Source organism: Devosia sp. SD17-2 (assembly GCF_029201565.1).
In the GTDB taxonomy this organism is placed as follows: Bacteria; Pseudomonadota; Alphaproteobacteria; order Rhizobiales; family Devosiaceae; genus Devosia.
The window spans coordinates 1,358,475-1,371,985 of the sequence record NZ_CP104002.1 but is presented as its reverse complement, the minus strand read 5'-3'; the positions used below and the strand labels follow the sequence as shown (position 1 = coordinate 1,371,985).

Annotated in this window: 12 protein-coding genes; 8 read left to right on the top strand and 4 right to left on the bottom strand. The window is 61.7% G+C overall.

Annotated features, from left to right (window positions below):
- Positions 1–6: 6 nt before the first annotated feature.
- Entirely contained in the window at positions 7–984 is a 978-nt protein-coding gene (locus NYQ88_RS06715; RefSeq protein ID WP_275654180.1) for a methyltransferase, read from the bottom strand.
- Positions 985–1,493: 509 nt separating this feature from the next.
- Between NYQ88_RS06715 and NYQ88_RS06710 the strand changes: the two genes are divergently transcribed.
- On the top strand, positions 1,494–1,703 hold the full coding sequence (locus NYQ88_RS06710) for a cold-shock protein (protein WP_275606168.1): 210 nt from the start codon (positions 1,494–1,496) through the stop codon (positions 1,701–1,703).
- A 55-nt stretch (positions 1,704–1,758) separates the two neighbouring features.
- Here the strand turns inward: NYQ88_RS06710 and NYQ88_RS06705 are convergent, their stop codons facing one another.
- Positions 1,759–2,907 (bottom strand): PQQ-dependent sugar dehydrogenase, encoded by a 1,149-nt coding sequence (locus NYQ88_RS06705; RefSeq protein ID WP_275654179.1) that lies wholly within the window; start codon positions 2,905–2,907, stop codon positions 1,759–1,761.
- A 293-nt stretch (positions 2,908–3,200) separates the two neighbouring features.
- Between NYQ88_RS06705 and greA the strand changes: the two genes are divergently transcribed.
- From greA to NYQ88_RS06675, 6 genes are all read left to right on the top strand, one after another.
- Positions 3,201–3,674, top strand: a complete 474-nt coding sequence (gene greA, locus NYQ88_RS06700) for a transcription elongation factor GreA (RefSeq protein ID WP_275654178.1) — start codon at positions 3,201–3,203, stop codon at positions 3,672–3,674.
- A 157-nt stretch (positions 3,675–3,831) separates the two neighbouring features.
- The gene (gene trxB / locus NYQ88_RS06695) at positions 3,832–4,782 is read left to right on the top strand and encodes a thioredoxin-disulfide reductase (protein ID WP_275654177.1); all 951 of its coding nucleotides are present in this window, start codon (positions 3,832–3,834) and stop codon (positions 4,780–4,782) included.
- 94 nt (positions 4,783–4,876) lie between these two features.
- Positions 4,877–5,776, top strand: a complete 900-nt coding sequence (locus NYQ88_RS06690) for a LysR family transcriptional regulator (RefSeq protein ID WP_275654176.1) — start codon at positions 4,877–4,879, stop codon at positions 5,774–5,776.
- A gap of 107 nt (positions 5,777–5,883) precedes the next feature.
- Positions 5,884–6,591 (top strand): HAD family hydrolase, encoded by a 708-nt coding sequence (locus NYQ88_RS06685; protein ID WP_275654175.1) that lies wholly within the window; start codon positions 5,884–5,886, stop codon positions 6,589–6,591.
- Between the two features lie 1,484 nt (positions 6,592–8,075).
- Positions 8,076–8,845 (top strand): IS5 family transposase gene (locus NYQ88_RS06680; RefSeq protein WP_275654860.1). Its coding sequence is split into 2 segments (ribosomal slippage): positions 8,076–8,387 and positions 8,390–8,845, totalling 768 coding nucleotides; the frame shifts between segments, so codons are not numbered across the junction.
- A gap of 306 nt (positions 8,846–9,151) precedes the next feature.
- Positions 9,152–10,261: a hypothetical protein gene (locus tag NYQ88_RS06675; protein WP_275654174.1), complete on the top strand. Its 1,110-nt coding sequence runs from the start codon at positions 9,152–9,154 to the stop codon at positions 10,259–10,261.
- A gap of 111 nt (positions 10,262–10,372) precedes the next feature.
- On the opposite strand, the gene NYQ88_RS06670 is transcribed toward NYQ88_RS06675, so the two are convergent.
- Positions 10,373–11,575, bottom strand: coding sequence for a pyridoxal phosphate-dependent aminotransferase (locus NYQ88_RS06670; RefSeq protein WP_275654173.1), 1,203 nt, complete (start codon positions 11,573–11,575; stop codon positions 10,373–10,375).
- A gap of 65 nt (positions 11,576–11,640) precedes the next feature.
- On the bottom strand, positions 11,641–12,699 hold the full coding sequence (locus tag NYQ88_RS06665) for a LacI family DNA-binding transcriptional regulator (RefSeq protein WP_275654172.1): 1,059 nt from the start codon (positions 12,697–12,699) through the stop codon (positions 11,641–11,643).
- A gap of 435 nt (positions 12,700–13,134) precedes the next feature.
- Here NYQ88_RS06665 and NYQ88_RS06660 point away from each other — a divergent pair, with 435 nt between their 5' ends.
- The gene (locus tag NYQ88_RS06660; protein WP_275654171.1) at positions 13,135–13,431 is read left to right on the top strand and encodes a hypothetical protein; all 297 of its coding nucleotides are present in this window, start codon (positions 13,135–13,137) and stop codon (positions 13,429–13,431) included.
- Positions 13,432–13,511: the final 80 nt, after the last annotated feature.

Sequence of the window (13,511 nt, the reverse complement as noted above, 5' to 3'; positions counted from 1 at the left end):
ATTGCGCTAGGCCGCGACGTCCCCGTCCTCACTGCCATCATTGGCAGCCGTCAGCTCCATCGCCGGCTTGCGGGCCACAATGAGAATACCGTCAATTGGCGCGCCGCGGTCCTGCCTCAGCACGGCCGTCTCGAAACGCAAAACCTCAAGCCCGGCGACCACCAGCGCATCCCGCGTTGCCTGCACGCCATGGGCGTAGCGCAGGCTCGGGCGCAGGAACACCGGCTCCTCGCCATCATGGGCCTCCAGCGAAAACGCCACCAGCCCGCCCGGCCGAAGCGCCGGCATCAGGGCTGCCAGCACAGGCTGCAGCGCCCCGCAATAAATGAACACATCGGCCGCCGTCACGAGATCCGCATCGGCGCGGCGCGCATTGAGCGCAGCCACCAGTTCGGCCTTCTGCAAACTGTCATAGATGCCCTTGCGCGCCGTCTCGGCGATCATCGCGGCAGAAATATCAACGCCCTCGAGATGATCCACCTTGGCGCGCATCTTCTCGCCCATCAGCCCGGTGCCGCAGCCGAGGTCAATCGCCTTGGAAAAGCGCGCAATGCCGAGCGCCGCCATCTCCTGGCTCACCAGCTCGTCGAGCATATCGGGCACCCGATATCCGAGCTTGCCGACCAGAGCCTGCTCGAACTTGTGCGCATATTCGTCGAACAGGGCTTCGACATAGCCGATAGCGGTGCCCTGCCCTGCCGGTCCCGCATCATGGGCGGCCAGTTTCAGCGTCGCCCCGAATATGCCCTCGTCGTCCAGCGCCTCAAGGCGACGCCAGGCGGAGATGGCCGCGGCAACATTGCCGGCCTTCTCATGATAGCTTCCTGCCAGATCCCAGCCCGCTGCCCAGTCAGGCACAATCTCCAGTGCCTGCATCATCAGCTCAGCGGCGGCTTCATGCTCGCCGGTCGTGGCCAGCTGCCGGGCGTAATCTGCACGCCGGTCGGCAATCACATCACCCGAAGAGTGAGACGACTTGCTCAAGATAGGGCACTTTCATGATATCACCGGCCGGGCTGGCGCAGCTGGCGGGATTTGCCGGATTCCGTGGTGATTTTCAAGATAATTGCGCAGGCCGTTGCCGGAAAACGCAGGAACCATTTTCTTCTTTAGGCAAGTGATATAGGATGAAACCATCAGACTCTGGAGCGGCCCCCTGGTTTCGGCGCCGCACTCCATACACCAGACTCTGCGCCCCATGCGGGCGGCTGCTTTGACCCCTCCCGGATCGAAGCTTTTTGATGGTCGAAAATAGTTTAACCTGGATTAGGAGCCTCCTTTTCCGGGCCATTCGTCGTGAGCATTCGACATATTGAAGTGCGTTCAAATTCACGCTAGGTTCACAATATCGAATATTGCGGCCGACTGATCTGTTGACGCGAATGCCATTCGCTATTGCTGACGTCATCTACCGATATTTCGATATCAACTAAGATCTCGGCCGGGCAAGGCTGGGGTCGCCTACAGCATCGACTGCACGAGGGAACGCGCATATGGCAACGGGCACCGTTAAGTGGTTCAATGGCCAAAAAGGTTACGGCTTTATCCAGCCGGACGAGGGTGGTGCGGACGTTTTCGTCCACATCTCCGCTGTCCAGCGTTCGGGTCTCAATGGCCTGGATGAAGGCCAGAAGGTGACCTACGAGATCGTCAAGGACAAGCGGACGGGCAAGTCCGCTGCGGACAATCTCCAGGCCAGCTAAGCCACACGTCGCAAGTAAAGAGGCGCGTCCACTTGGAAGGACGCGCCTTTTTCTTTCAGGACCCTTCGGGCGCAACCCGGATCAGCCGCCCATTGGCCGCATCGGTCACCAGATAAATCGCGCCGTCTGATCCCACCCGTACATCGCGGATCCGCCCCAGCTGCCCTTCGAACAGCGGCTCCACCGTCTGCACCGCATCCCCTTCAAGGTCGATGCGCACCAGCACATTGCCGCTGAGCCCGCCCGCCAGCACATCGCCCTGCCATTCCGCCATCAGCTCGCCCTCGTAAAAATCGAGTCCCGATGGCGAGATGGACGGGTCCCAGAAGTGCAGCGGCTGTTCAAGTCCAGTCTTTTCCGTGCCTTCGCCAATCGGCAGCCCCGAATAGTCGCGTCCATAGGTGATGACTGGCCAGCCATAATTCTTGCCGCTCTCGGGCTTGTTGACCTCATCGCCGCCGCGCGCGCCATGCTCCACCGTGAACAGCGCACCGTCCTCGGGCCGCACCGTCGCCCCCTGCGGATTGCGATGCCCGATGCTCCAGAACGCCTCGTGCCAGCCTTCGATCTTCGGGTTGTCGGCAGGAATGCTGCCGTCGGGCGCGATCCGCACCACGCCGCCGGCCAGGTCCGCGGCGTCCTGCGCCCGCTCCATGTCCCCGCGATCGCCCAGCGTCACAAACAGGTTGCCGTCATTGCCGATGGCAATCCGCGAGCCGAAGTGACGGTTGGAATTGTTGAAAGTGTTCATCCGGAAGATGACGCTCTGTTCCTCGAGCCGCCCGCCCTCCCCGTCCAGCACCAGCCGCGCCGACATCACTGCCGTACCGGTGCCTCGCTGCAATCCCGCATCCGCCGCCGGCTCGGCATAGGTCAGGAAAATCCGTCCACTGCTTTCGAAGTCGGGCGCCAGCGCCAGGTCCAGCAACCCACCCTGCCCTTCGGCCACAACCGTCGGCACGCCTTCGATCGGCGGCCCCACGACGCCGTCCGCCACCACCCGCAACTGCCCGCTGCGCTCAGTCACGAGAAAGCGTCCGTCGCCGAGAAATCCCAGCGCCCAGGGATGGTTGAGGCCTTCGGCGATAACGCTGGCCGTCAGCATTCCGGCACTGGTGTCGATGGTCTGCGCCGTGGCCGGCACAGAGCCCATGGCCAGCGCCAGAACCGCCGCTGATGTCAGGCTGAAGCGCGAAAGTCTCATCACCATTTCTCCCTCTATTTTTGGCCATATCTTGAATGCGAACGAGACGAGCCTATCTCCAGTTACGTACATCCGCTTGACCAGAACGCGCCGTGCGGGCAAGTTGGGCCAGTCTTCCCAAAAACTTGTCGTGAAGCGGAGGCCGAACGCAGTTTGGCGAGGAGACAACATGCTGGATGCGCCCAAACGGTGCGCGCCAGCCCACACTAATTCGTGGCGCGTCACGGTGTTTCTCTTTCGAGATGCCGTGGCGCGCCGGATTTCTTTGCCGAGCCCACTGGAGGCGAGACGATATGGACAAGATCCCGATGACCATTCAGGGCCACAAGGCCCTGGGCATTGAGTTCGAACACCGCACGGCTACCGAGCGCCGCCGCATCATCGATGCGATCGCTGAAGCCCGCGCGCATGGCGACCTCTCGGAAAACGCTGAATATCACGCTGCCAAGGAGCAGCAGAGCCTCAACGAAGGCCGCATCAAGGAGCTGGAGACCATCCTGGCCCTGGCAGACGTGATTGACGTCACCAAGCTCTCCGGCACCTCGGTGAAATTCGGCGCCACCGTCACTTATATCGACGAGGACACCGAGGAAGAAAAGACCTACCAGATCGTGGGCGATCCCGAGGCTGACGCTTCTGCCGGTCGCATCTCGATCTCCTCGCCGCTGGCCCGCGCCATGATCGGCAAGACCGAGGGCGATTCGTTCGAAGTCGCGGCCCCTGGCGGCTCGCGCAGCTACGAAATCCTCAAGGTGCGCTACATCTGACACCCGGATCGGGGCTTCGGCCCCTTTCTCCTGTGTCTTTCGCGCATAATCGGGTCATTGTCTGCTACCCGGCCTCACCAGCGCCTTGAAACCTGCCCACTTCGCCCCTTAACTAGGGGCGATGGATAATCCCTTTGTTTTATGGAGAGCTGTCGCGATGCACGCGAAAGTCATCATCATCGGTTCCGGTCCTGCAGGCTATACGGCCGCCATCTATGCGGCGCGCGCCATGCTCGAACCCGTGATGATCCAGGGCCTCCAGCCCGGCGGCCAGCTCACCATCACCACCGATGTCGAGAACTATCCCGGCTTTGCCGACGTCGTTCAGGGCCCCTGGCTCATGGAACAGATGAAGGCGCAGGCCGAGCACGTCGGCACAAAGATCGTCAACGACATCATCACCCATGTCGATTTCGACCGTCGTCCCTTCGTCCTGACCTCCGACAGCGGCACCACCTACACCGCCGACAGCGTGATCATCGCGACGGGCGCCCAGGCCAAGTGGCTTGGCCTGCCCTCCGAGCAGAAATTCCAGGGCTTTGGCGTCTCCGCCTGCGCCACCTGCGATGGCTTCTTCTATCGCGGCAAGCAGGTGCTTGTCGTCGGCGGCGGCAATACGGCCGTCGAGGAAGCGCTCTTCCTCACCAATTTCGCCGAAAAGGTCATCGTCGTGCACCGCCGCGACGAATTCCGCGCCGAACGGATCCTGCAGGATCGCCTGTTCAAGAACCCCAAGATCGAAGTGCGCTGGAACACCGAGGTCGTCGAAGTCGGCGGCGCGCCCATGCCGCCCTCGGTCAATACGGTCAAGCTGCACAACCGGGTCACTGGCGAGACGTATGACCAGGCGATCGACGGCGTCTTCGTGGCTATCGGCCATGCGCCCGCCACCTCGATCTTCTCCGGAAAGGTGGACATGAAGCCCGGTGGCTACCTCCAGGTGAAGCCCGGCACCACTCAGACCAATATCCCCGGCGTCTTTGCCGCTGGCGACGTTACCGACGATGTCTATCGTCAGGCCGTCACGGCAGCGGGCATGGGCTGCATGGCTGCGCTCGACGCCGAGCGCTTCCTCGCCGAACACGAACTTGCCGAAGCTGCAGAATAGGCTGCGACAGCATGTTCTGTTTAAAACTTCAAAGCGCCACAATGATTTCCCACCTGGTGCCCTCACCCGGCTGATCGCCACAGAGAAAGCGTCAATGAAAATGCTCGACTGGGACAAGCTCCGGATTTTCCACACCGCCGCTGAGTCGGGCTCTTTCACCCACGCTGCTGAAAAGCTGGGCATGAGCCAGTCTGCCGTCAGCCGGCAGATCTCGGCCCTCGAAGACGATCTGGGCCTCAAACTCTTCATCCGCCATGCGCGTGGTCTGGTGCTCACCGAAGTGGGCGAGCAATTGTTCCGCACCGCGCACCGCATGCATTGGGAACTCCAGCAGGTGGAGACCCAGATGTCGGAGAGCCAGGACGAGCCCACCGGCCCGCTCATCGTCACCACCACGGTCGGCATCGGCTCCACCTGGCTCAGCTCGCGCCTCGACGAGTTTTTGAAACTCTATCCGCTGATCCAGCTCGAAATCCGCCTCAACGACGCCGAGCTCGATCTGGCCATGCGCGAGGCTGACGTGGCCATCCGCCTGCACCGGCCCAATCAGTCGGAAATGATCCAGCGCAAGTTGTTCACCGTCCACAACCACTTTTATGCCAGCACCTCCTATATCGATGAGCATGGCATGCCCAAGGCTGTGGACGACCTCGACAATCACCGCATCATCAGCTTCGGCGAGCCCGTCCCGTCCTATCTCGGCGACATCAACTACCTCGAACGTCTCGGCCGTCCCGACTCGAGCCCGCGCCGCGCCGTACTCAAGGTCAACGCCATCTATGGCATGATGCAGGCCTGTCGCGCCGGCATTGGCGTGGCCATGCTGCCCGCCTATGTCACGGAAAAGGAAGATGGCCTCGTCCAGGTCCTGCCCGAGATCGAGCTGCCCGCCTACGAAGCCTATTTCGTCTATCCGCCGGCACTGAAGAATTCCAAGCGCGTCGGCGTCTTCCGCGACTTCCTCGTCTCCAAGGCGCGGGAATGGTCATTCTGATCGAGCGCAAACGCTGCGCCGCCTGCCCAGCTTGAGATAGTGCGGCCCTGCCATTGGCGGGGCCGATCCACCTCTGCGGCCGGGCTCTTGCCTTGAGGGACACCGACATGGCCCGCATCACCACCATCGCCTTCGATGCCGACGACACGCTGTGGCAGAACGAACGCTATTTCCGCCTCACCGAACAGCGCTTCGCCGATCTCTTGGCCCCCTATAGCGACGCGCCAGATCTCGTCGAGCGCCTCATCGCCGCCACCACGCGAAACCTGCGCTTCTACGGTTTTGGCATGAAGGGCTTTGCCCTCTCCATGGTCGAGACCGCCCTCGAGGTCACGGATCACCGTGTGCCCGGGCCGGTCATTGCCGAGATCCTCGCTGCCGGGCGCGAACTCCTGACCTATCCGATCGAAACGCTGCCCTATGTCGACCAGACCCTGGCGGCCCTCGAACACGACTACCGGCTGATCCTGATCACCAAGGGCGACATCTTCGATCAGGAGCGCAAGCTCGCTGCCTCAGGCCTTGCCGAATATTTCGCCGCCATCGAAATCGTCGCCGACAAGAACGCCGCCACCTATGAGCGCATCTTTGCCCGCCATACCGAGGGCGCGGCGCACACCGTAATGGTGGGCAATTCCCTGCGCTCGGACATTCTGCCCGCTCTCGAGGCTGGCGCCTGCGGCGTTTATGTCCCGCACGACCTCACCTGGTCCTATGAACATGCCGAAGAGCCGCCACCCTCTCCGCGCTATGCGAAAATCGAGCATCTTGGCGCGCTGGAACAGGTGCTCGCGCACTTCACCTCAGGCGTCTGAAACCCGCCGGAAGCCCAGGCTGCGGCCAGTATTTGCGCAAGACTTCAGCATGCCGCCCAATCGCTCAGCTGTATGAACAAGAGTTGAGTGCATCTCGACCTTCTCGCTCTAGCCTTTGATTTTGCTGCTGAATTATCCGTTCCATGCGCTTTTTGCATATCTGACATGCCTCCAGACTGGTTGGCGAATGAGCATCCCGCCCATATATGCAGCACATCACAGCGCGCTTGTTTTCTCCCTCCTCCCTTGCAACGCGCTGCGTTCCCTCCTAGCGGGCCCCCTCGCCCGCGGCCCTTATGGCTTCGCTCTCCCCTCGAGCGGAGCCATTTTTTTCGCGCTTCTTTCCGTTTTCTTGTGATCCATGCGAAATTGCATGGCTGACATGCCCATAACGCTATTGCCTACTGAACTGGTCGAGTTCATATAGGGCCCGTCGCTGAGACGTACTTCCGAACCCTCCTCCCTCGGAACTCTGTATCGCGACAGCGAGCTGCGGATCTCTCCTCCTCCCTGATCCAAGGCTCCTGGCAGATTGGCATCTCCTCCTCCCTTGCCCTTCTGCCCCACTTTCGATCTGGCTCTGCCGATCATCGGGCTCCAACTTCGGTTGGAGCCCTTTTTTTTGCGCCGCATCTGACCACCGCTCTCACAGCCCTTCCGGCCTCTGCCACGCGCTGCAGATGATGGACAGAATGTCGCTGTGCCCAGCGCATGCCCCCCATGTGCACTCCGCTATTGTCTATCGGACGGGTCGAGTTCATATAGGGCGTGTCGCTGAGACGTACTTCCGAACCCTCCTCCCTCGGAACTCTGTATCGCGACACTGAGCTGCGGATCTCTCCTCCTCCCTGATCCAAAGCTCTTGGCAGAATGGCATCCCTCCTCCTCCCTTGCCCTTCTGCCCCACTTTCGATCTGGCTCTGCCGATCACTGATCAGGCTCCGCCTGATCATCAGGCTCCAACTTCGGTTGGAGCCCTTTTTTCTTCCCCCTCTGGAAACATCGGCGAGGCGCTCCTACGTCCCCTGTGACAAGGGTGCGACAATCTGCCTAATTATTGGACAGAATGCCGCTGTGCCTAATGCATAGCTGACATGCTCGTCTATGCATTGCTGACCAGACGGTCAAAATCTATATTGGCCCTTGTCGACGCGACGCCGCTCCTTCTCCTCCTCCCTAGGACCCGCGACGCTCGGCACCGGGTTTCAACCGTATCCTCCTCCCTCGGTTGGGGCCCACCTGGTTCGGCGCATCTCCTCCTCCCTTGCGCGGAACCTAAACTCTCGATTTGGCTTCGGCCCTATCATAAGGCTCCAACTTCGGTTGGAGCCTCTTTTTTTGCCTGTACCGCAGCGCAGGGAGAGACGCCGACCCTCGCGTAGAGACCCTGCGGTCCGCCCGTTGCTCTAGGTCACATACCCATTAACGGGATTCCCAAAGTGCTGCTGTTGTGATTCCTTCCCTTTGGTGGACAGGAGGTGATGATGGCGCGTTTTGATCTTACGGATTTTGAGTGGTCTGTGATCCAGCCGCTGCTTCCGACGAAGGTGCGCGGCGTTCCGCGCGCCGATGACCGGCGTGTTCTGAACGGCATCTTCTGGCGGCTTCGCACGGGCGCGCCCTGGGCCGACATCCCGACGCGGTATGGCCCGCACACGACCTGCGTGAACCGCTTCAACCGGTGGCGCAGGGCCGGCCACTGGGCGCGCATTCTTGACGCTGTATCAGCCGCTTACAATGGCGACGTGCAGATGATCGACTCGTCCTCGATCCGGGTTCACCAGCACGCCGCCAACGGTCAAAAAAAGACGAGCGATCCCGTTGCATGGGTCGTTCGCGCGGCGGCCTGACCACCAAGATCCATGCGCTGGTCGATGCCCAGGGGCGGCCGATCCAGCTCAAACTGACCGAAGGCCAGGCCCATGATGGGCGATCAGCAGCGGACATGTTTGCCACCCTGTCCGCTGGAAATATCCTGCTCGCAGACCGAGCCTACGACAGTGATGCCCTGCGCAGCACCATGGCCGAGCGCGGTGCATGGGCCAATATCCGCGCCATGCCCAACCGCGTGCAAACCTTCCCATTCAGCCACTGGGTCTATCGCCAGCGCAACGCTGTCGAACGTTACTTCAACAAACTCAAACACTTCAGGGCAATCGCAACCCGATACGACAAGCGAGACGACAATTTCCTGGCATCAGTCCAACTCGCTTCAATCCGTATCTGGTTGCGAAGTTATGAGTCGGTCACCTAGGCCCTGGCTCAGCGAATCTGCATGGCAGCACTTCCAAACGCGCGTTTGTGCCCCGTGCCAGAAGGTCGCATACTCATTTTCAACGGCGGGATCGTGGTGACCCGTCTCCTCCAAGGTCGTCAGCTCTGCTTATGACCTCTGGCCCCGCCCATCCCCTCGGGCGGGGCCTCTTTGTTTCCGCCCTCGGCAGTGCTGACCCGGCAATTCCTGCCCACCACCCCTGCCTCCGTGCAGTGCCCCCTTGAAATTGCAGACTAATTTTTCGGCACAACACTTGCTTAACCATTTCCAGCAAGGAGCTTTGCCATGGTCGTCGTCACCTCCACCTATTATCCCAGCTATTCGACCACGCCCTATTCGCCCTCAACCGGCAAATCCGGGACAGGCACAGCGCCCACCCCGCCGCCCGCAGCAACCTCGGTCACCCTTTCGGACGCCGCCCGCGCCGCTCTTTCCGAGCGTGACCTCGCCACCGTGCTCAGCGAGGCGCGGGCCAAGCTGGCAAAACTCCTCGAAGAGGTCGGCCGCACCTCCCCGCTGCAGGGCGAAGAACTCGCCCTCGATCTCTCGAGCCTCGACGCGCGCGAGCTCTATGCGCTGGCCAGCGACAAGAATTCCAAAGCTGATGAAAGCGAGGCCGCGACCCTCGAAATGCAGCGCCGCCTCGAGGCAGCGCTCTCTGGTCCCCTCGCCATTGCCAATGTCACCGGCGACTTCACCGGCCTCTACAAGGCCGCCGCCAGCTATTTTGACAGCCTCGGCCCCGAGGAAAAGGCCAGCGCCGACTGGAAGGCCGGCCGCGATGCCCTCACCGAGGGCCTCAAGCAGCTGCAGACCGATCCAAAACGCTTCCCCGATGCCGGAGAGGATGATCCGGTCGCTCTTTATATGGCGCTCGTCGAAGCCAAGGACGCCACCGGCCAGCAGAGCATGGTCACACTCGCCGCCAATGCCCGCGCCGTGCTCGACAAGCGCTATGCCGATGCCCACGCAGCCGGCAAGACGCCGAGCTTCAATCCCTATTCATCGCGCGGCGCCCATATCGATCTCTCCGATCTCTCCAGCCGCTCGCTCTCGGCCATCGTACTCAACGAGGGCGATCAGTTCACCGAAACCGAGATCAAGGCCGCCCAGTCCACCCTGCGCACCAAGTCCAGCGCTGCGCTGATGGCGGGATTGAAAGCAGCCGGTCAGTCTGGCGATCCCAGCGCCTTCAGCCAGAACGTCATCGCCGCCTTCTCCTCGCTCAGCCCCGAAGAGCGCCAGGCCGCAGGCTGGTCCGACAAGCTCTACGAAGCCGCCATGGCCAACTACACCACATCGAGCAAGCTCATGCAGATGTTCACCGAACTCAGCGGCACCAGCCCGACAGCCAAGTCGAGCAACGGCCTCAGCGGCCTCTTGGGGAGTTTTTAAGTTTTTCCGGGCCTGAGCCTGAGCCGAACCGTCACCCGTCTATCGTCATTGCCCGGCCCGTCCGGGCGATCCACATTGCCTTCGGACCCTCCGCGTAAGGCGAAAAAGCCCCTACTTCACCCCGGCACAAAACGCCTGAATACGCCGCACGGCTTCCTCAAGCTCTGCATTGGCAGCCGCATAGCTCAACCGGAAATGTCCCGGCAGACCAAAGGCTGTGCCATGCACCAGCGCCACGCCGGTTTCCTCGAGCAGCCCCATGACAAAATCCTCGTCGGTGGCGATCAGCTTGCCGCCCGCGCTGGTCTTGCCGAGCAACCCCTTGCACGACGGGAACACGTAAAACGCCCCCTGCGGCGTCAGGCACTCAACCCCATTGGCAGCATTGAGCCCGGCGACCACCAGATCGCGGCGGCCTTGGAACACGTCGCGCCATTCGGCCAGAAATTCCTGCGGGCCATCGAGCGCCGCCACCGCTGCCCACTGCGAGATCGAGGACGGGTTGGTGGTCGACTGGCTCTGCAGCTTCATCATCGCCGCCAGCAGCTGGCGCGGACCCGTGCAATAGCCGATGCGCCAGCCGGTCATGGCGTGGGATTTCGACACCCCGTTCATGGTCACCGTGCGCGGCTGCAACGCCGGCTCCACCTGTGCAATGGTGGCAAAGGTGCCGCCATCATAGACCAGCACCTCATAGATATCGTCGGTGAGGATATGGACATGCGGATGGCGCATTAGCACATCGGCCAGCCCGCGCAATTCCTCAGCCGTGTAGGCGGCGCCGGTCGGGTTGGACGGCGTATTGAGGATCAGCCACTTGGTTTTTGGCGAAATCGCCGCTTCCAGCGCCGCTGGCGTCAGCTTGAACCCGCTGGTTGCATCGGCCACCGCAAACACCGGCTCGGCCCCGCACAGCCGCACGATCTCGGGATAACTCACCCAATAGGGCACCGGCACCACAACCTCGTCACCCGGATTGAGCGTCGCCATCAGCGCGTTGAAAATGATCTGCTTGCCGCCCGATGAGATGAAGCAATCGGCCGCCGTCACATCGAGCCCATTGTCGCGCTTGAACTTGCGCGCCACCGCTTCCTTGAGTTCGGGGATGCCGTCGACATTGGTGTAGCGCGTCTTGCCTTCGTCCATCGCCACCTTGGCAGCATCGCGCACATGCAGCGGCGTGTCGAAATCGGGCTCACCCGCTGATAGGGCAATCACGTCCTGACCGGCCTGTGCCAGCGTGCGGGCCTTCTGGGTAATCCCCACTGTCGCCGATGGCGCCACGCGCTCCAGCGCATCAGAAAGAAAACCCATCGCAACGTCCCCCATAATTTGAACGGCATTTGTGTAGTCCATGGCGGCGATGTCGGGAAGGGCCATTAGCGCGGCGGCGCGGTCGTCTCCCGCACTACGAGTTCCGTCTCGAGAACCCGCCGCCCCTCGACCTGCTCGCCACCCAGCGCCGCCTCCACTGCCAATCGGGCAATCGCCTTCATCGGCTGCTGCACCGTGGTCAGCTTGGGTGTTGCCAACGCCGCCTCGGGAACGCCGTCGAACCCCACCACCGAAACATCCCCCGGCACGTTCAGCCCATGACGCATCAGCCAGTCGACGGCCCACATGGCGATCTTGTCCGACATCGCCAGAATGGCGGTGGGTCGTTCTGTCCCGGAAAACAACGCCGCCATCGTGTCATTCGTGCTCTTGGCATCTTCCTGCGTCACCATGATCGGCGCGCTGGAAATCTCGATGCGGGCCGCAGTCATGGCCTGCCAATAGCCTATGGCGCGATCCCGGGTCGTCGAATATTTCGCCGCCCGCATTTCAGCCTCGCTGGCCCGGCCGACATGACTGTCATTGATCTGGGTTGAGAGAATGGCCAGGCGCTTGTGCCCCAGCCCGATAAGATGCTCGGCCGCCTGCCGTGCCCCGCCGACATTGTCGACGCCGATTGCCGGGATACTCGTATCGGCCGCACCGATGGCAAGGGCCACATAGGGAAGCTTACGCGCTCGCGTCGTTTCAACCAGCCGCTCGCCACCCTCGACGCAGAGGAGGATGAACCCGTCCACCACCGCAGACTGGATGTTCCAGTCGACCCGTTCCTCGCTCAGCGCCGACACCAGCGCGACCCCCGCCCCCTGCGCGTCGCAGATATCGGAAATCTCGGCCAGCAGATGCCGGGCCCACAGATCTTCAAAGAAATAGCTCAGTGGCTCGATCGCCGCGACCCCAACCGCATTGACCCGCCCGGCCCGCAACAGGCGGCCGGTTACACTGGGCCCCCCATAGCCGAGCTTGTCGGCCGCCTGAAGCACGCGCTCGCGGACTTCGTCCCGCACCACCTCGGGACGATTAAAGACATTGGATGCTGTGCCCTGGGATACGCCCGCTTCCCGTGCGACGTCGCGCAGTCGCACCAGTCCTTTTTCTGCCATGCCGATCTCCCTGTCGCTGACAGGTCTAGCCGAGTTTTTGTATCGGTTCAATTTTGACTTGACACGGGCAGTTGCCGGGTCAATATTTTGAACCGATTCAAGCCGCAATCCGAAAACATATTGAATCGATTCAATAGGAGACCAAGATGATCCCCGCAAGCTACCTGTTTAAGACCGTCTATGACGACGCCTGGACCCGCCCCACCCCTCCTGCGCACCAGAATGAGCCCCCTCCGCAGACCGGCCAACCCACCGCGATAATGCCCTTTATTGCGGCGGTTCTCGGCATTTTTCGGAGACCAATGGTAACCATCCGCTAACCCATAAGGTCGGGGCGCCACATTTCTGCCGCCAAATCGCCCCCCAGCCTCCTTAGTCGAACCCCATTCAGATGGTTTATGGAAAGCATCGGAAGTGAGTAAAAGTTTCAGTCCCATGCAGCCTTCCAAAGCCATTCCACGCCGCAAGAAAGTCCGCCTGGCGGTCGCCCTGGGCTCCAGCGTCGCCTGCCTCGGCGCCGCCTCCATTGCCCTTCTTGGCGGCGTTACGCCGGCCGTCGCGGCCAATATCGCCAGCCAGCCCGACGCTCAGATAGCCGTCTTCATGGTCCCGCTCACCCTCTTGCTGATGGTGATGCTTTTCGAGGCCGCCCGCTTCATCTGGCGCGGCCGCATCCCGGTCCAGACGCCGGCCAAGCGCTCCCTCAAGACCCATTGGCAGGGCCGCAACTAACGGTTTTCCTAGCCTCTTCTCTTCGACCTCCCTGACTGACTGGCCGGCGCTCTGCCGGCCCTTTTTTTGTTCGACTATTG

Coding starts and splice junctions, on each gene's coding strand:
- NYQ88_RS06710 (WP_275606168.1), top strand. CDS start 1,494: ATGGCAACGGGCACCGTTAAGTGGTTCAATGGCCAAAAAGGTTACGGC.
- NYQ88_RS06705 (WP_275654179.1), bottom strand. CDS start 2,907: ATGAGACTTTCGCGCTTCAGCCTGACATCAGCGGCGGTTCTGGCGCTG.
- greA (WP_275654178.1), top strand. CDS start 3,201: ATGGACAAGATCCCGATGACCATTCAGGGCCACAAGGCCCTGGGCATT.
- trxB (WP_275654177.1), top strand. CDS start 3,832: ATGCACGCGAAAGTCATCATCATCGGTTCCGGTCCTGCAGGCTATACG.
- NYQ88_RS06690 (WP_275654176.1), top strand. CDS start 4,877: ATGAAAATGCTCGACTGGGACAAGCTCCGGATTTTCCACACCGCCGCT.
- NYQ88_RS06685 (WP_275654175.1), top strand. CDS start 5,884: ATGGCCCGCATCACCACCATCGCCTTCGATGCCGACGACACGCTGTGG.
- NYQ88_RS06675 (WP_275654174.1), top strand. CDS start 9,152: ATGGTCGTCGTCACCTCCACCTATTATCCCAGCTATTCGACCACGCCC.
- NYQ88_RS06670 (WP_275654173.1), bottom strand. CDS start 11,575: ATGGGTTTTCTTTCTGATGCGCTGGAGCGCGTGGCGCCATCGGCGACA.
- NYQ88_RS06665 (WP_275654172.1), bottom strand. CDS start 12,699: ATGGCAGAAAAAGGACTGGTGCGACTGCGCGACGTCGCACGGGAAGCG.
- NYQ88_RS06660 (WP_275654171.1), top strand. CDS start 13,135: ATGCAGCCTTCCAAAGCCATTCCACGCCGCAAGAAAGTCCGCCTGGCG.